Origin of the sequence: Nonomuraea spiralis (assembly GCF_014648435.1) — a bacterium.
Taxonomy (GTDB): domain Bacteria; phylum Actinomycetota; class Actinomycetes; order Streptosporangiales; family Streptosporangiaceae; genus Nonomuraea; species Nonomuraea spiralis.
This window is the reverse complement of the sequence record NZ_BMRC01000009.1, coordinates 332,085-347,833: the sequence shown is the minus strand read 5'-3', so window position 1 is coordinate 347,833 and position 15,749 is coordinate 332,085. Positions and strand designations below refer to the sequence as shown.

At 70.4% G+C, this 15,749-nt stretch carries 16 protein-coding genes; 7 read left to right on the top strand and 9 right to left on the bottom strand.

Features of this window, described 5'->3' with window-relative positions:
* Positions 1 to 67: 67 nt before the first annotated feature.
* Positions 68 to 1,501, bottom strand: coding sequence for an MFS transporter (locus tag IEZ27_RS24415; RefSeq protein ID WP_189649365.1), 1,434 nt, complete (start codon positions 1,499 to 1,501; stop codon positions 68 to 70).
* A gap of 76 nt (positions 1,502 to 1,577) precedes the next feature.
* On the opposite strand from IEZ27_RS24415, the gene IEZ27_RS24410 reads away from it, so the two are divergent.
* Positions 1,578 to 2,477 (top strand): SDR family oxidoreductase, encoded by a 900-nt coding sequence (locus IEZ27_RS24410; protein ID WP_189649364.1) that lies wholly within the window; start codon positions 1,578 to 1,580, stop codon positions 2,475 to 2,477.
* A gap of 1 nt (position 2,478) precedes the next feature.
* On the top strand, positions 2,479 to 3,303 hold the full coding sequence (locus IEZ27_RS24405; RefSeq protein WP_189649363.1) for a MaoC family dehydratase: 825 nt from the start codon (positions 2,479 to 2,481) through the stop codon (positions 3,301 to 3,303).
* Here the strand turns inward: IEZ27_RS24405 and IEZ27_RS24400 are convergent.
* A complete protein-coding gene (locus IEZ27_RS24400) occupies positions 3,290 to 3,901 on the bottom strand; it encodes a TetR/AcrR family transcriptional regulator (RefSeq protein ID WP_189649362.1) in 612 nt (203 codons plus the stop codon). The genes IEZ27_RS24405 and IEZ27_RS24400 overlap by 14 nt on opposite strands.
* Positions 3,902 to 4,007: 106 nt before the next feature.
* On the opposite strand from IEZ27_RS24400, the gene IEZ27_RS24395 reads away from it, so the two are divergent.
* Together IEZ27_RS24395 and IEZ27_RS24390 are read left to right on the top strand one after the other, a co-directional pair.
* Entirely contained in the window at positions 4,008 to 5,162 is a 1,155-nt protein-coding gene (locus IEZ27_RS24395; RefSeq protein ID WP_189649361.1) for an acyl-CoA dehydrogenase family protein, read from the top strand.
* A 3-nt stretch (positions 5,163 to 5,165) separates the two neighbouring features.
* Complete coding sequence (locus tag IEZ27_RS24390) at positions 5,166 to 7,316, top strand: acetate--CoA ligase family protein (RefSeq protein ID WP_189649360.1); 2,151 nt, start codon at positions 5,166 to 5,168, stop codon at positions 7,314 to 7,316.
* Between the two features lie 50 nt (positions 7,317 to 7,366).
* Here IEZ27_RS24390 and IEZ27_RS24385 read toward each other — a convergent pair whose 3' ends face one another.
* The 5 genes from IEZ27_RS24385 to IEZ27_RS24365 all read right to left on the bottom strand — a co-directional run bounded on the left by IEZ27_RS24385 (position 7,367) and on the right by IEZ27_RS24365 (position 10,788).
* Positions 7,367 to 7,846, bottom strand: a complete 480-nt coding sequence (locus IEZ27_RS24385) for a hypothetical protein (RefSeq protein ID WP_125636369.1) — start codon at positions 7,844 to 7,846, stop codon at positions 7,367 to 7,369.
* Between the two features lie 172 nt (positions 7,847 to 8,018).
* A complete protein-coding gene (locus IEZ27_RS24380; RefSeq protein ID WP_125636368.1) occupies positions 8,019 to 8,270 on the bottom strand; it encodes an SCO4226 family nickel-binding protein in 252 nt (83 codons plus the stop codon).
* Positions 8,271 to 8,404: 134 nt separating this feature from the next.
* Positions 8,405 to 9,532, bottom strand: a complete 1,128-nt coding sequence (locus tag IEZ27_RS24375) for a thiolase C-terminal domain-containing protein (protein WP_189649359.1) — start codon at positions 9,530 to 9,532, stop codon at positions 8,405 to 8,407.
* On the bottom strand, positions 9,529 to 9,936 hold the full coding sequence (locus IEZ27_RS24370; protein ID WP_189649358.1) for a Zn-ribbon domain-containing OB-fold protein: 408 nt from the start codon (positions 9,934 to 9,936) through the stop codon (positions 9,529 to 9,531). Before IEZ27_RS24370 ends, IEZ27_RS24375 begins: the two co-directional genes overlap by 4 nt.
* A 339-nt stretch (positions 9,937 to 10,275) precedes the next feature.
* On the bottom strand, positions 10,276 to 10,788 hold the full coding sequence (locus IEZ27_RS24365; protein ID WP_189649357.1) for a VOC family protein: 513 nt from the start codon (positions 10,786 to 10,788) through the stop codon (positions 10,276 to 10,278).
* 168 nt (positions 10,789 to 10,956) lie between these two features.
* On the opposite strand from IEZ27_RS24365, the gene IEZ27_RS24360 reads away from it, so the two are divergent.
* The gene (locus IEZ27_RS24360) at positions 10,957 to 12,273 is read left to right on the top strand and encodes an MFS transporter (protein ID WP_189649356.1); all 1,317 of its coding nucleotides are present in this window, start codon (positions 10,957 to 10,959) and stop codon (positions 12,271 to 12,273) included.
* A gap of 71 nt (positions 12,274 to 12,344) precedes the next feature.
* Here IEZ27_RS24360 and ettA read toward each other — a convergent pair whose 3' ends face one another.
* Both ettA and IEZ27_RS24350 read right to left on the bottom strand, forming a co-directional pair.
* On the bottom strand, positions 12,345 to 14,009 hold the full coding sequence (gene ettA / locus IEZ27_RS24355; protein WP_189649355.1) for an energy-dependent translational throttle protein EttA: 1,665 nt from the start codon (positions 14,007 to 14,009) through the stop codon (positions 12,345 to 12,347).
* A 307-nt stretch (positions 14,010 to 14,316) separates the two neighbouring features.
* Entirely contained in the window at positions 14,317 to 14,877 is a 561-nt protein-coding gene (locus IEZ27_RS24350; RefSeq protein ID WP_125636362.1) for a TetR/AcrR family transcriptional regulator, read from the bottom strand.
* A gap of 90 nt (positions 14,878 to 14,967) precedes the next feature.
* Here IEZ27_RS24350 and IEZ27_RS24345 point away from each other — a divergent pair, with 90 nt between their 5' ends.
* Together IEZ27_RS24345 and IEZ27_RS24340 are read left to right on the top strand one after the other, a co-directional pair.
* Entirely contained in the window at positions 14,968 to 15,486 is a 519-nt protein-coding gene (locus IEZ27_RS24345) for a carboxymuconolactone decarboxylase family protein (RefSeq protein ID WP_189649354.1), read from the top strand.
* Entirely contained in the window at positions 15,483 to 15,695 is a 213-nt protein-coding gene (locus tag IEZ27_RS24340; protein ID WP_189649353.1) for a hypothetical protein, read from the top strand. Before IEZ27_RS24345 ends, IEZ27_RS24340 begins: the two co-directional genes overlap by 4 nt.
* Positions 15,696 to 15,749 lie beyond the last annotated feature (54 nt).

Genomic DNA, 15,749 nt, shown 5'->3' with positions numbered 1-15,749 from the left:
ACATGCCGGTACGCCGGGGAGGGTTCTGCCACGTCCGCCACCGTACCCGTACCGCTCGACCCGCTGGTCACCGGGCCTTGCGGCGGGCCAGGCAGGCCAGCACGGTCAGCACCGAGATGGCGGCCATGCAGGCCAGCGCCCAGCGGTAGCCGGTGACGAGCAGGCCGACCGCCTCGCCGGAGACCTGCGAGAGCGTGCCGGCGAAGACACGCTGGTGCAGCCCGGCGGGCAGCGGCGCGGTGATGACGGACAACACCAGCCCGGTGCCGACCACGTTGCCGGTGTTCTGGAGCATGAGGCGCATGGCGTTGACGATGCCGAGGCGTTCGGAGGGCAGGCCGTCCAGGATGGCGGTGGTGTTGGAGGGCAGGAAGACGCCCGAGCCGAGTCCGATGAGCACGAGCCCGGCCGTCACCGCCACGTACGGCGTGTCCGGCGACATCGTGGCGAGCAGGACCAGCAACCCGCAGGTCGTGGTGGCCGCCCCGGCCACCGCCAGGGTGCGTGCGCTGGTCAGCCGCTGGACGAAGCCCGACGTCGCCGAGGCGATCATGGCCGCCACCGCCAGCGGCAACACCTTCAGCCCCGCCTGTACGGGATCGTCCCCCCGTACGGCCTGGAAGTAGAGCGCGACGAGGAAGACCATGCCCATCCGCGCCACGGCGTTGAGGAAGGAGGCCAGCGTGCCGAAGGCGAAGGCGCGGTCGTGGAACAGGCGCAGGTCCACGACCGGATGGGCGGCCCGCCTCTCCCTGGCCAAGAACAGCGGCAGCCCGACCGCGAACGCGGCGAGCCCGGCGAGCACGGCCGGATGCCCCCAGCCCAGCCTGCCGAACTCCGACAACGCCAGCAGCAACCCGCCCAGCGTGACCAGTACGAGCACGCTGCCCGGCAGGTCGAGCCCGCGTTCGCGCCCGGCCGGTTCGACCCGCCGTAGCGTGACGGCGCCCCACGCCAGGCAGATCAGCCCGATGGGCACGTTGAACCAGAACACCCAGCGCCAGCCGAGGTTCGCGGCGAGCACGCCGCCGAGCGTCGGCCCGATCAGCCCGGCGATGGAGAAGGAGGCCACGTAGACGCCCATGCCCTCGCCCAGCCGCTCGCGCGGGAAGGCGTCGCTGACCAGGGCGGCGCTGTTGGTGAGCAACATCGCGGCGCCGACGGCCTGTACGACCCGCAGGGCCACGATCACCCACGCGCCGGGCGCGAACCCGGCCGATAACGCCGCCCCGGTGTAGACCGCCAGCCCCAGCAGGTACATCCTGCGCCTGCCGAACATGTCGGCCAGACGACCGAACACCACCATGAGGACGGTCGTGGTCAACTGGAAACCCAGCAGGATCCAGCCCGCGGCCGTGGCGTCGGCCCCGGTGTGCCGGGCGATCTCGGGCAGCGCGACGTTGATCGAGCTGCCGCCGAGCCCGGTCAGCACACTGGCCAGGCTCACGACCGACAGCGTGCGCCAGGCGTGGCCGGCGGAGGCGGTGGTGGTCGTCGTCACCAAGGGCCTGTCCTTTCTAGATTTTAATACTAGAATCCAATTCAAGACGTCGGCCGGTCAAGGATCGAGGTGTCGGATGAGCGGGATTGTCGAAGGTCGCGTGGTGATCGTCACGGGTGCGGCCAGGGGCATCGGGCGGGGACACGCGCTGGAGTTCGCCAGGCAGGGCGCGAAGGTGGTGGTCAACGACCTGGGCGCGGAGGTGGACGGCACCGGGTCGTCCGGGGCCGCCGCCGAGGTGGTGGCCGAGATCGAGGCCATGGGCGGCCAGGCGATCGTCAACGGCGAGGACGTCTCCGACTTCGACGGCGCCGAGCGCCTGATCAGGTCGGCCGTCGAGCATTTCGGCGACCTGCACGTCCTGGTCAACAACGCCGGGATCCTGCGGGACCGCATGCTGGTCAACATGACCGCCGACGAGTGGGACGCGGTGATCAGGGTGCACCTGCGTGGCACGTTCGCGCCCCTGCGTCATGCCGCCGCGTACTGGCGGGCCAGGGCGAAGTCCGGCGAACGGCTCGATGCCCGGATCATCAACACGACGTCGTCCTCCGGCATCTACGGCAACCCGGGGCAGGGCAACTACGGCGCGGCCAAGGCGGGCATCGCGGGGCTGACCGTGATCGCCGCCAGGGAGCTGGAGCGCTACGGCGTGACCGTCAACGCCGTCGCCCCCGCCGCGCTCACCCGTATGACGGAGAACCTGATCCCGGCCGGGACGACCGGCGCCGACCCCGACGACATCGCACCGCTGGTGGTCTGGCTGGCCAGCGCCGAGGCGCGGGGCGTCACCGGACGGGTCTTCAACGTGCGCGGCGGCGCGATCAGCGTGGCCGAGGGCTGGCACGCCGGTCCGGGTGTGGACAAGGGCGGCCGCTGGGACCCGGCCGAGCTGGGCGCGGTCATCCCCGCCCTGGTGGACAAGGCCGCCCCGAACGCCCTCACCAACGGCCGCGTTCCCGGACGGGAGGACTGACATGCCGCTCGACCATTCGCTGATCGGCGTCGAGGGCCCGGCCCACGAGCGTACGTGGACCGCCGAGGACACCATGTTGTACGCGCTCGGCGTCGGCTCGGGCCTGGAGGAGCTGGAGTTCGCCACCGAGAAGGGGCAGCGGGTGTTGCCGACGTTCGCGGTGCTGGCCGCGCAGTCGCCGGGGCGGCGGCTCGGCGACTTCGACCCGGCCCTGCTGGTCCACGCCGAGCAGGGCTTCGAGCTGCACCGGGAGCTGCCGGCCGCGGGCGGCGTACGGACCGTGTCGAAGGTGACCGGCATCTACGACAAGGGCTCGGGCGCGCTGGTGACCACCGAGGCCAGGGCCGTGGACCTGGCGAGCGGCGAGCTGGTGATCGCCTCGCGCGGCTCGGTCTTCATCCGGGGCGAGGGCGGCTTCGGCGGCGACCGGGGCCCCCGCGACGAGTGGACGGTCCCGGACCGGGCGCCCGACCACAAGGTGACCTACCCGACCCGGCCGGACCAGGCGCTGATCTACCGGCTGTCCGGCGACCGCAACCCGCTGCACAGCGATCCGGAGTTCGCCGCGCGGGCCGGGTTCGACCGGCCGATCCTGCACGGGCTGTGCACGTACGGCGTGACCGGGCGGGCGCTGCTGCACACGCTCGCCGGGTCGGACCCGTCCCGGTTCAGGGCGATGTCGGGACGGTTCAGCAGCCCGGTGTTCCCCGGCGAGCCGCTGACCGTCTCCATCTGGACGGACGGCGACGACGTGCTGTTCAGGACCGCCAAGGACGACGGGACGGTGGTGATCGACCGCGGGCGGGCGACGATCAGTCGTCGCTGAGCCCTCTGAGGGGGTCGAGGCGGTGGATGAGCTTCATCGCCGCCTCGATGATCTCCCTGGCCTCCTCCTCGGTGTCGGAGGTGGCCACCTCGCGGGCGGCCTCGCCGATGATGCTGGTCAGCGCCGCCACAGTGAACCGGTCGAGCGGGTCGCCCCCGGCGCCGAGCAGGACGGCGTTCTGGCGTACCCATTCGCGGCCGCGGGTGCGGCGGATCAGCTCGAAGCCGGGCGGGCCGTCGCCGTCGATGAAGAGCCTGACCAGGTCGCGCCGGTGCCAGGCGCCGTCGAGGTAGGCGCGGGCGCCGGCGATCAGCAGCTCGACCGGGTCGCTGACGCCGGCCTTCTTGGCCTTGGCGACGCTCGCGGCCGACGCCTGCTCGTGGGCCGCCTGGTGGTCCTCGTAGAGGGCGAGGAACAACTCGGTCTTGCCGCCGAAGTGGTGGTAGAGGCTGCCGACGCTGGAACCGGCGCGGGCCACCACCTCCGAGACGTTGGAGTCGGCGAAGCCGTGCTCGCTGAAGACCTCACGGGCGGCCTGCAACATGCTCTTGCGCGTCTGAGCCGTACGGCTCCATTCCCATGAGGACTTGCGTGCCATGACGGCCATTCTATCCCGCCGAATTCTAGAATTAGATTCTTGACAGGTCGCTGCCGGAGTTAGAATCTGTTACTAGAGAACGATTCTAGAAATTCAGGAGGCGGCCGTGGACTTCTCGCTCAGCCCGGAGGAACGGCAGATCCGCGACACCGTGCGTTCCTTCGTCGAGAAAGAGATCATGCCGCTGGAGCCCGAGGTGCTGCGCAACGAGCGCGAAGGGCGTCCGGGGCTCGACGCCGAGGTCGTACGCGATCTGCGCGCCAAGGCCAGGAAGTCCGGATTCTGGGGCATCAACACCCCCGAGGAATACGGCGGCGCCGCCCTCGGCCCGATCATGTCCGCGATCATCGCCATGGAGATGGGCCGTACGTTCGTGCCGTTCTCGTTCGGCGGCAGCGCCGACAACATCCTGTACGCGGGCACCGACGAGCAGAAGCGCCGCTACCTGATCCCCACCATCGAGGGCGAACGGCGTTCCTGCTTCGCGATCACCGAGCCGGGCGCCGGCTCCGACGCCCGCAACATCCGCGCCCGCGCCACCCGCGACGGCGCCGAGTGGGTGATCAACGGCGAGAAGACGTTCATCACCGGCGGCAGCGAGGCCGACTTCGTCATGGTCTTCGCGGTCGCCGAGGGCCACGGCGTGACCTGCTTCCTGGTCGACCGGGACATGGGCTGGAAGTCCGAGCCGATCCCGACCATGGGCGAGTGGGGTCCGGCGGCGCTGGTGTTCGAGGACGTACGGGTGCCGGAGGAGAACATCCTGGGCGAGCTCGGCAAGGGTTTCGAGCTTGCCATGCAGTGGATCGGGCAGGGCCGTTACATGATCCCGGCCCGCGCCATCGGCTCCGCCGAGCGCATGCTCCAGATGGCGATCGACTACGCCAAGATGCGCAAGTCGATGGGCCGGACGATCTCGGAGTACCAGGCCATCCAGTGGATGATCGCCGACTCCCAGGTGGAGATCGAGGCGGCCAAGTGGCTCACGCTGTACGCGGCCTGGCAGGTGCAGCAGGGCATGGACGCCCGGCACGCCGCCTCCATCGCCAAGCTCAACGGGGCCCTCATGGCCAACCAGGTCGTGGACCGGGTGCTGCAGATCCACGGCGGCATGGGCTACACCAAGGAGCTGCCGGTCGAGCGGTGGTACCGGGAGCTGCGCCTGCTGCGCATCTTCGAGGGCACCGACGAGATCCAGCGCCGTACGATCGCCCGCAACCTCATCAAGGGCCACGCCAGGCTCGGCCTGATCGGAGAGTGATCCATGTCGGTCGAGGCACTGTTCAACCCGCGCTCGATCGCCCTGGTGGGGGCCACGGACAAGTCGGGCTGGTCGGTCAGCACGCTGCTGAACCTGCGTACCCACGGCTTCTCCGGGCCCGTCCACCTGGTCAACCCCAGGGGCGGGGTCGTGCACGGCTCCCCCGCCGTCCGCAGCCTGGGCGAGATCCCCTCCCCGGTCGACCTGGCCTACGTCATGGTGCCGACGGCGGCCGTGCTCGGCGTGCTGAAGGAGGGAGCCAAGCTCGGGATCCGCTGTTACGTGATCCTCACGGCGGGGTTCGGGGAGGCGGGCGAGGAGGGCGCGCGGCTGGAGTCGGAGATCGCCGCCTTCGCCCGCGAGAACGGCCTGACGATCCTCGGGCCGAACGGCAACGGCTACATCAACGCCGCCGCCGGCGTGACCCCGTACGGGCTGCCCATCCCCGAGCCGCTGCTGCGCGGTTCGGTCGGCGTGGTGCTGCAGAGCGGCGCGCTGGCCAGCTCGGTGCTGGCCTTCGCCCAGGCCCGCAACGTCGGCGTCAGCCTGCTGACCTCGATGGGCAACGAGTCGGTCGTCACGGTCACCGACGTCGTCGACCACCTCGTGGACGACCCGGCGACCAGGGTCATCGCGCTGTTCCTGGAGACCGTCAGGAACCCGGCCGAGTTCTCCCGGGTCGCGCGCCGGGCGCTGGCCGCGGGCAAGCCGATCGTGGCACTCAAGATCGGCCGCAGCAGGCTGGCCTCGCACACCGCGCAGGCCCACACGGGCGCGCTGGTGGGCGACGACGACGTCATCGACGCGGCGATGCGCCAGCTCGGCGTGATCAGGGTGCGCTCGCTGGAGGACCTGATCATCACGTCGGGGCTGCTGGCCGCCACCGGGCCGCTGCCCGGCCGTCGTGTGGGCGTGGTCACCCCGTCCGGCGGGGCCTCAGAGATCATCGCCGACCGCGCCGAGGACGAGGGCCTGGAGCTGCCGCCGTTCGCGCCCGCCACGGTCGAACGCCTGGCCGCGATCGTGCCGTCGTTCGGGACCGTGCAGAACCCGCTCGACGTCACCGGCTACGTCCTCGTCGACCGCACCCTGCTCGGCCGGGCCCTGGAGGCGGTGACCGCCGATCCCGGCATCGACCTGGTCATGCTCCTGTCGGAGCCGCCCAGGGCCGCGCCGCCCGACCCGGCGCCCGTCCTGGCCATGTACCGGGCCAGCAGCCGGCGCATCGCCGAGTCACCGGTGCCGGTCGTGGTGGTGAGCAACGTACTGACCGACGTCACGGAGTTCGGGCGGCGGGTGCAGCGGGAGACCGGCTTCCCGTACGTGGCGGGCGGGATCGAGCACGGCCTGACCGCCATCGGCGCGGCGGTGCGCTGGTCCGAGGCCCACCGCCGGGCCGCGACCGCGGCCCCCGCCGCGCCCGGGACGGCGCGGGGTGTGTGGGCCGAGGGCACCGGCGCGCCCGGGGTGGCGCGTGGCGCGTGGGCCGGAGCGCCCGAAGGTGCGCGCGGTGTGTGGGCCGAGCGGCGCGCCGCCGCTCTGCTCGCCGCCGCCGGGCTGCCCGTGGTGCCGTCCGAGACGGCCGCGGACGAGGCGGCGGCCGTGGCCGCGGCCGAGCGCTTCGGCTATCCGGTGGTGCTCAAGGCCTCCGCCGAAGGGCTCGGGCACAAGAGCGACATCGGCGGGGTGCGGCTCGGGTTGTCCGGCCCCGAGGAGGTACGGCGGGCCTACCGGGAGGTGGTCGCCGCGGCGCGGGCGCACGCCCCCGACGCCGGCGCCCTGATCCAGCCGCAACGCCACGGCGGGATCGAACTGCTCGTCGGCGTGGTACGCGACCCGGCCTGGGGGCTCACCCTGGCCGTCGGGCTCGGCGGCGTCTGGGTGGAGGTCCTGCGCGACGCGGCTCTGCGCGTGCTGCCGGTGGACGCCGCCGAGGTCCGCCGGGCGCTGTCCGAACTGCGCGGCGCGGCCCTGCTGAACGGCGCCAGGGGCACCCAGCCCGCGGACCTGGACGCGGTGGCCGACGTGGTGACCGGGATCGCCGCCTTCGCGGAGAGCCTGGGCGACAACCTGGAGTCCCTGGAGGTCAACCCACTGCTGGTCACCGGCTCCCACATCGAGGCCCTGGACGCCCTGATCACCTGGACGCGCTGACCGCCTGTACCCCTTGATCACCCGAACCGCCCTGGTATGAGACCCGCCGTTCAGTGCACGAACTCCTTGAGCACGATCATCACGGCCCCCAGAGCACCCGCCCCGGCTCCGCACAGCAACCGGATCCAGAGCCGGTCCGTCTTCGGCACCGCCGCGAAGAAGCCGAGCACGGTGAGCAGGACGATCGATACCCCGATCTCCACGTTCACCGACACGTCCAGCGACATCACGCCCGTCATCGCCAGGCACAGGATCACCGTAAGCGGGACCAGCCCCCACAACATGCCCGTGGACCGCGTCACCGCGCCCTTCACCGCCCGGCGCACGTCCGGCGACCGGTCTCCGACGATCTCCGCGAAGGCGTGCGCGATCCAGAACACGATCACCGTGCCGATCGAGGTCAGCAGCAGCTCAGAAGCGTCGTCGATGAAGTGCGAGAGCCCGGCCACGACCCCGGCCGTCAGAATGGTCCCGTAGACGGCCTCGCCGTTGACGAACCGCCCCAGCCACTGCGCGGCCCCCGCTCTCACCCGGCAAATCTAGTACGCCCCCCACCCACGCCGGCTCCCCCGACGCGCCCACCTGGACAACCTTTGGCGGCGCCCCGGCACCGGGTCGTCGAGGCCCGGGGCGCCTCGGGGACGGCGCCCGCGTCCGCAGCCGCGCGGGCGCCGCCCCCGGGTCAGGACGTCACCTCAAGGGCTACTCGACCTCGATCGGCAGCTCGTAGACCTCCGTCGTGGGGTGACCGGCCTTCTCGTGCACCCGCATCACCGCCTCCTTCGACGGCCCCGAGGACAGGCAGAACACCTTGCCCGAGTCCGGATCGAGCCAGGCCCGCTCGAAATGCACCCCTTCGGCGCCCTCGACCGCGAGATCACGCTCGTGCGCCTCACGCAACTGCTCCTCGGTGACACCGACGAAACCACTGTGCACGTCCATGAACTTCGGCATCGCCGTCTCCTCTCCTCATGGTGTTTCGGTTCCGATGGAGAGGCGTTCCATTCCGTTCCATCCCGTTCCACCAGCCGTCCGGGCTCGCCTGCCCGGAGTGCGAACGGGAAACCTCCGCGGGTCGCCGCCGGCCGCTACGGCAACCGGGAGGCCAGGACGAGCGTGGCGGCGGAGGCGAACATGCCGCCGTTGCCCAGCACCACGCTCACCTCCACGTCCGGCACCTGGGCCGCCGCCTCCCCGCGGAGCTGGCGCACCGACTCCTGGATGGCGAACATGCCGTACATGCCGGTGTGGGTGTAGGACAGGCCGCCGCCGTTGGTGTTCATCGGCAGCCGGCCGCCGGGCGAGGTGTGCCCCTCGGCGATGAACGCGCCCGCCTCGCCCCGGCCGACGAACCCCAGGTCCTCCAGCCCGTAGATGGGCACGTGGGCGAAGGCGTCGTACACCATCAGGTGGTCGACGTCCTCGTGCGAGATCTTGGCCTCGGCGAAGGCGGCCTCGCCGGACAGGCGGAAGCCCTTGGAGGTGGTGAAATCCTCCATCTGCGAGATCATCGGGGCGTCCATGGCCTCGCCGGAGCCCAGCACGTACACCGGCGAGCGGCGCGACAGCTCCTCCGAGGTGACGATCAGCGCGCCGCCGCCGTCCGTCACCAGGCAGCATTCCAGCAGGTGGAAGGGGTAGGCGACGAGTTTCGACGCGAGCACGTCCTCGACCGTGAGCAGGTCGCGGTACATCGCCCTGGGGTTCCGGTGCGACCAGCGGCGCTGCGCCACCGCCACCTCGGCCAGTTGCTCGTGAGTGAGGCCGGTCTCCTTCATGTGACGCAGGGCCGTGATCGTGAACGACGTCGGCGGCCCGGCCACCCCGTACGGCAACTCGAACTGCCCGAGCAGCGAGTCCGCGCCCAGCCCCCAGCGGCCCGCGCCGACGCGCGACCGCCCCGACTCGCCGTGGGTGATCAGCACGGTACGGCACAGACCCGCCCGGACGGCGGCGGCCGCGTGCCGTACGTGGAACAGGAACGACGACCCGCCCACCCCGGTGCCGTCGAGCCAGGAGGGCGTGATGCCCAGGGCGTGGGCGATGTGGATCGGGCCGGGCGTGCCGACCGTGGCGATGCCGTCGATGTCGTGCTTGGTCATGCCCGCGTCGGCGAGGGCGTTGCGCGCGGCCTCCAGGTGGAGCTGCACGGTGGAGCGGTCCGGCAGGCGGCCGATCTCGTCGGTCTCGGCCGCGCCGGCGATCACGATGTTCATCGCCCGGCTCCCGCGGGCTCGAACAGCGGTACGTGCACCTCGCCGCGCCGCTCGAACACCACCCGCAGCTCCATATCCAGGAGCAGGGCCTCGGGGGTGTTGGGCACGCCCACGATGTTCGTCATCATCCGCACGCCCTCCTCCAGCTCCACGACGGCGATGGCATAGGGCCCCTCAGCCTCGAAACCGGGCGCGGGCCGGTGGTTGATCACGTACGAGTACAGGGTCGCGCGGCCCGTCGCACGTACCCACTCCACGTCGTCGCCGCCGCAGCGGGGGCAGCTCGGGCGGGGGTAGAAGTAGTGCCGCTCACACGTCCGGCAGCGCTGGATCCTGAGCTCTCCCGCGGCGGTGCCGTCCCAGAACGGCTGGGTCTCAGGCGTGGGCTTCGGTACCGGCTTCATCAGCCTCCCCATTCCTTTTCTAGAACGTAACTCTAGAGTCCCATTCACCCCCAGGAAACCCCCATCCATCAAGTCCACCGGTCACCACACCCCGGAACTCCGGACGGCCGCCCATCGGGAACACCCCAAGAGGCCGCGGCGACCTGCGGCCCGGAGCCTCGGCCATCGACCCCGGACGCTCGGTACCCCTCAGGCGCCCGGAGCCCCCGGACGCCCAATACCCTCAGACGCTCGGCCCCTCAGACGCTCGGCCCCTCAGACGCTCGGCCCCTCAGACGCTCGGCCACCCGGAGACCCGAGGACCTGGAGAACCTGCGTTTCGAGGGATGAGGGTTGGGTTCAGGGGCTGGGGGTGCCGTTGCCGTTGTGGCCGCGGCCGGCCAGGACCTCGTCCAGCGTCGGACGGGGCTCGTCCGGGTCGCGCACACCCGGGCAGGCGAGCTGGATCAGTACGCCGTGCACCTCCTTGGGGTGCAGGAACACCTCCTGCCAGCGAACGTCGGCCCTGTTGAGCCCGTGCAGCCGATATCCGCGCCCGGTGAGCCGCGCGACGGCCGCGTCCATGTCGGCGACATGGAAGTTCAGGTGATGGACGCCGCCCCGGCCCCGGGTCAGCTCGAAGAAGCTGTCGAAGAACGTCGAGCCGGCCAGCGGCTCCATGAGCTCGATCTTGCTCCCGTTCCGGTACGTGAGCTGCAGCGTGCGATACCCGCCGACCCGGTTGTCGCCGCCACCTCCCAGATGGCGTCCGCCGAGCAGGTCACGGTAGATCGGCAGCAGATCCCTGATCCGGGGAGCGGCCACGGCCGTGTGGTCGAAGGTCACGTCGAGGCCGTCAAGTTCCAGGTCCACGCACGGCTCCTCACTAAGAGCGAATCCTAGAATTTGATTCTAATCACCTCATCCCGGGTACGCACTCTTGACGTCGGCCGATACGAGGAGCAGCATCTCAGAAATGGATTCTAGAGCTAGCTTCTAGAACTCGGTACGGGGAGCCTAGCTCGACCAGAAAGGCTTGCCATGAGGCTGTCCTACGTCCGCGAGCTCGACGAATACCCGACCGGCGCCCGCCGCATGAAGATCCTGACCATGGCCGTCCTGGCCATCCTCATCGGCTCCTACGAAGGGCAGATCGCGCCCGTCGTACCCCTCCTGCTCAAAGACCTGAACATGTCCCTCGCCACGTACGGCGCGGTGTCAGGGGCGGCGGCGGTGGCCGGGGCGATCGCCTCCATCCTGGGCGGCCGGCTCACCGACCGGGTCGGCCGGGTCCGCCTGCTCATCCCGCTCATGGCCCTGACCGCCGTGTGCTGCTTCGCCATGACCCTCGTGCACAGCCCACGCGACCTGCTGATCGCCCGCATCCTGCTGGCCTTCGTGGACGGCGTCGCCATGGCCTCCACCGCGCCGCTGATCCGCGACTTCTCGCCGCGGCTCGGCCGGGCGCAGGCGTTCGGGTTCTGGACGTGGGGCCCGGTCGGCGCGAACTTCCTGGCCGCCGCCGTCGCCGGCTGGACACTGCCGATCTTCAACGAGTCGTGGCGGTCCCAGTTCGTCATCATGGGCTGCTTCTCGCTGGTGATCTCGGCGGTCATCGCGTTCAACATCGCCGACCTGTCCCCCGAGCTGCGTGCCCGGATCCAGCACACCGAACAGGCCGCCGAGGAGGTCGTCGACCTGGAGCGCCCGCCGACGATCCGGTCGCTGTTCGCCCGGCGCAACATCTGGGCCCACGTCGTCGGCATCTCGCTCTGGCTGGTCCTCTACATCACGTTGTCGCTGTTCGGCCAGACGATGCTGGTGGGCGCGCTCGGCATCAGCAGCGCCCAGGCGTCCACGATCATGGCCGCGTTCTGGAGCCTGAACCTCATCACGCTGATCGTCACCGGACGGTTGTCGGACCGCCTGCAACTGCGCAAACCGTTCTCACTGGGCGGCACGATCGCCGCGGTGCTGGTCACCGCGTACCTCGCCGTCGCGCTCGGCCAGGAAGGCGTCTCCACCGGCACGCTCATGGTGATCGGCGCCCTGCTCGGCGGCTCGCTCGGCGTCGCGTACGCCCCCTGGATGGCCAACTACTCCGAGGACGCCGAGGACGCCGACCCGCGCCTGCAAGGCACGGCCTGGGGGCTGTTCGGCTTCCTGACCAAGGCCATCGCGGTGGTGGGGCTGCTGGTCATCCCGCACGTCGTGGAGGCCACGAGCTGGCAGACGTGGTTGTTCGTGGCGCTGGGCTGCCTGGTGCTGTTCATCCCGGCGATCCTGCTGTTCAACGGCCCCTGGCGCCGTACCGCCCCGGCCCCCGCGACCGCCACCCTGAGCAACGCCGAAAGCTGACCCACCACCCTTGAAAAGCCGAAGAGCGGCGGCCCCGCCAGGGGCCCGCCGCTCTTCGTCGCCTTGGTCCGTCAGTCGCGGTGCAACTTCCGGTACGTCACCCGATGCGGACGAGCCGCGTCAGCCCCAAGCCGTTCGATCTTGTTCTTCTCGTAGTCGGCGAAGTTGCCCTCGAACCAGAACCAGTTGGACCCTTCCTCCCAGGCGAGGATGTGGGTGGCGATCCGGTCGAGGAACCACCGGTCGTGCGAGGTGATCACGGCACAGCCCGGGAAGTCGAGCAGCGCGTTCTCCAGCGACGACAGCGTCTCGGTGTCGAGGTCGTTGGTCGGCTCGTCCAGCAGCAGCACGTTGCCGCCCTGCTTGAGGGTCAGCGCCAGGTTGAGCCGGTTACGCTCGCCACCCGACAACACCCCGGCCTTCTTCTGCTGGTCGGGCCCCTTGAACCCGAACGCCGCGATGTACGCCCGCGACGGCATCTCGACGTTGCCGACCTTGATGTGGTCGAGCCCGTCGGAGACGACCTCCCAGACGTTCTTGTTCGGGTCGATGCCGCCCCGGCTCTGGTCGGCGTAGGAGATCTTCACGGTCTCGCCGACCGTGATCGACCCCGTGTCCGGCGTCTCGCCACCGGTGATCATGCGGAACAGCGTGGTCTTGCCGACGCCGTTGGGGCCGATGACGCCGACGATGCCGTTACGCGGCAGGTCGAACGACAGGCTCTCCATCAGCAGGCGGTCGCCGAAGCCCTTGGTGAGCTCGTCGGACCTGATCACCGTGGTGCCCAGACGCGGGCCCGGCGGGATCTGGATCTCCTCGAAGTCCAGCTTGCGGAACTTGTCGGCCTCGGCCGCCATCTCCTCGTACCGCTGGAGACGGGCCTTGCTCTTGGTCTGGCGGGCCTTGGGGTTGGAGCGCACCCACTCCAGCTCGTCCTCCAGGCGCTTCTTACGCTTGGCGTCCTTCTGGCCCTCGACCTTGAGACGCTGGGCCTTCATGTCGAGGTAGGTGGAGTAGTTGCCCTCGTAGGGGTAGCAGCGACCGCGGTCGAGCTCCAGGATCCAGGTGGCCACGTTGTCCAGGAAGTACCGGTCGTGGGTGACGGCCAGCACCGTGCCCGCGTACTTCTCCAGGTGCGACTCCAGCCACTGCACACTCTCGGCGTCGAGGTGGTTGGTGGGCTCGTCGAGCAGCAGCAGGTCGGGGGCCTCAAGCAGCAGCTTGCACAGCGCCACGCGGCGGCGCTCACCACCGGACAGCTTGCTCACCTCGGCGTCGGGCGGCGGGCAGCGCAGGGCGTCCATCGCCTGCTCCAGCTGGCTGTCGAGGTCCCACGCGTTGCGGTGCTCGAGCTGGTCCTGCAGCTTGCCCATCTCCGCCAGCAGCTCGTCGCTGTAGTCGGTGGCCATCTGCTCGGCGATCTCGTTGTAGCGCTCGAGCATCGCCATGGTCTCGGCGACACCCTCCTGAACGTTGCCCAGGACGGTCTTTTCCTCGTTGAGCGGCGGCTCCTGCTGGAGCATGCCGACCGTGAAGCCCGGCATCAGCTTGGCGTCGCCATTGGACGGCTGCTCCAGGCCGGCCATCATCCGGAGCAGCGTCGACTTTCCGGTGCCGTTCGGCCCCAGGACACCGATCTTGGCTCCGGGCAGGAACGACAGCGTGACGTCGTCAAGGACAACCTTGTCGCCGTGCGCCTTGCGCACGCGCTGCAGCGTGTAGATGTACTCCGGCATGCTCCCTAGCTTAGGGGCTGCGCACACAGGCTTCCGCCGCCCCAGCCCCTTCGCCCCTCAGACTTCCCCCCACGCACCTCCCTCCGCCCCTCAGTCCTTCCCCCGCGCCACCCTCCGCCCCCACACCCCACGCCCGCCGCGGGAGCCTGCCGTAGAAGCCTGCCAAGGGAACCCGCCATGGGAACCCGCCGTGGGAACCTGCCGTGGGAACCTGCCGTGGGAACCTGCCGCAGGAGCCCGCCCCTCACCTCACCTCACCTCTCCTCGCAAGGTGCGAGGGCCGGAGGAGCGAGGGCCCTCGTCCGCTTCAGGCGACCGCGGCCCCCGCTGTCGCGAGAAGCGCCGCGGCGGCGGCGCGCGCCCGCGTCGCCGGCTGGATCGAACGCTCCCGTACCGCCGTGACGATCGCACCGTCCACCAGCAGCACGAACAGGTGCGCGAGCTCACCGGCGTCGCCCCGCCCGTCCCGCTCGATCAGCCCCGCGACGTACGCCCGCACGCGCTCCTTGTGCTCGGCCGCCACCCGATGGGCCGCACTGTCCGGATCCGCCGTCTCGATCATGGTGTTGATGAAGGCGCAACCACGGAAATCCGCACGCGCGAACCGCTCGGCCAGCGCGTCGAAGACGTTCAGCGGCTCGCCGCCGAGGGCGTCCACCCGTTCGGCCAGCCATGCCCGCCACCGCTCGTCCCGCCGCCGCAACACCGCGACGACCAGGTCGTCCTTGCTCGGGAAGTGCCGGTAGAAGGAGGCGCGCCCCACCCCCGAGACGCTCAGGATCCGCTCGACGCCGACCGCCCTGATCCCCTCCGCGTAGAAGAGGTCCTCGGCGGCGTCGAGCAGTCGTTCACGTGCGCGAGTGGCCATGCCTCCACGCTATCCCGAACTTCCCTAAAACGGAACCGTTCGGTATCGTCTTGGCCAGATGGAACCGACCAGTACCGTTTTGGAGACATCATGCCCCGCCTTCCCCAACTGACCGAGGACAGCGCCGGCCTGCTCGTGGAGACCCAGCGCCAGCTCGGCCGGGTCCCCAACCTGTACGCCGCCCTGGCCAACGGTCCCGCCGCCCTGGCCGGCTACCTCGCGATGCGCGACCACCTGAGCTCGGGCGCGCTCAAGCCCCGCCTAAGGGAGCAGATCGCCCTTCTGGTCGCCCAGGAGAACCACTGCACCTACTGCGTGAGCGCCCACACCATGCGCGGCCGGCGCATGGGCATGACCGACGAGGAACTCGCCAGGACCCGCCAGGGCGTCGACGACGACCCGCACGCGGGCGCCGTCCTGGCGATCACCCGAGCGATCATGAACACGGGTGGCGCGGTGAGCGACGACGACCTTGACGCCGCACGGGCCGCCGGCGTCACGGACGAGGAGCTCGCCGAGATCGTGGGCCACATCGCCCTCAATACCCTGTCCAACTACTTCAACCACCTCGCCCAGCCCGAGCTGGACTTCCCGGAGGTGCAGGCATGAACCCCACCTGGCGCAGCGGCACGGTCGAGCTCCTCGACGGCTACACGCTGACCGACTCCGAGGGCCGCCGGACGTCCACCGTGCACGGAGTGCGGTTCGCGATCGAGGGCGGATACCTCAACGTCGAGGTCCCCGGCGTCCCCCACGTCCAGATCGTCTCGGCTCCCGCCGTACGGCTCGTCACCTGCGACAGCGTCCTCACGTCCTGACGCTCCAAAGCGCACGGCCCGGCTTCCCGGACCGGCACCACGAGGGCAGGCCCC

Bases quoted from the DNA above. Each gene is read 5' to 3' on its own strand.
- IEZ27_RS24410 (WP_189649364.1), top strand. From the start codon at position 1,578: ATGAGCGGGATTGTCGAAGGTCGCGTGGTGATCGTCACGGGTGCGGCC.
- IEZ27_RS24370 (WP_189649358.1), bottom strand. From the start codon at position 9,936: ATGAAGCCGGTACCGAAGCCCACGCCTGAGACCCAGCCGTTCTGGGAC.
- IEZ27_RS24340 (WP_189649353.1), top strand. From the start codon at position 15,483: ATGAACCCCACCTGGCGCAGCGGCACGGTCGAGCTCCTCGACGGCTAC.
- IEZ27_RS24375 (WP_189649359.1), bottom strand. From the start codon at position 9,532: ATGAACATCGTGATCGCCGGCGCGGCCGAGACCGACGAGATCGGCCGC.
- IEZ27_RS24360 (WP_189649356.1), top strand. From the start codon at position 10,957: ATGAGGCTGTCCTACGTCCGCGAGCTCGACGAATACCCGACCGGCGCC.
- ettA (WP_189649355.1), bottom strand. From the start codon at position 14,009: ATGCCGGAGTACATCTACACGCTGCAGCGCGTGCGCAAGGCGCACGGC.
- IEZ27_RS24350 (WP_125636362.1), bottom strand. From the start codon at position 14,877: ATGGCCACTCGCGCACGTGAACGACTGCTCGACGCCGCCGAGGACCTC.
- IEZ27_RS24400 (WP_189649362.1), bottom strand. From the start codon at position 3,901: ATGGCACGCAAGTCCTCATGGGAATGGAGCCGTACGGCTCAGACGCGC.
- IEZ27_RS24380 (WP_125636368.1), bottom strand. From the start codon at position 8,270: ATGCCGAAGTTCATGGACGTGCACAGTGGTTTCGTCGGTGTCACCGAG.
- IEZ27_RS24405 (WP_189649363.1), top strand. From the start codon at position 2,479: ATGCCGCTCGACCATTCGCTGATCGGCGTCGAGGGCCCGGCCCACGAG.
- IEZ27_RS24390 (WP_189649360.1), top strand. From the start codon at position 5,166: ATGTCGGTCGAGGCACTGTTCAACCCGCGCTCGATCGCCCTGGTGGGG.
- IEZ27_RS24345 (WP_189649354.1), top strand. From the start codon at position 14,968: ATGCCCCGCCTTCCCCAACTGACCGAGGACAGCGCCGGCCTGCTCGTG.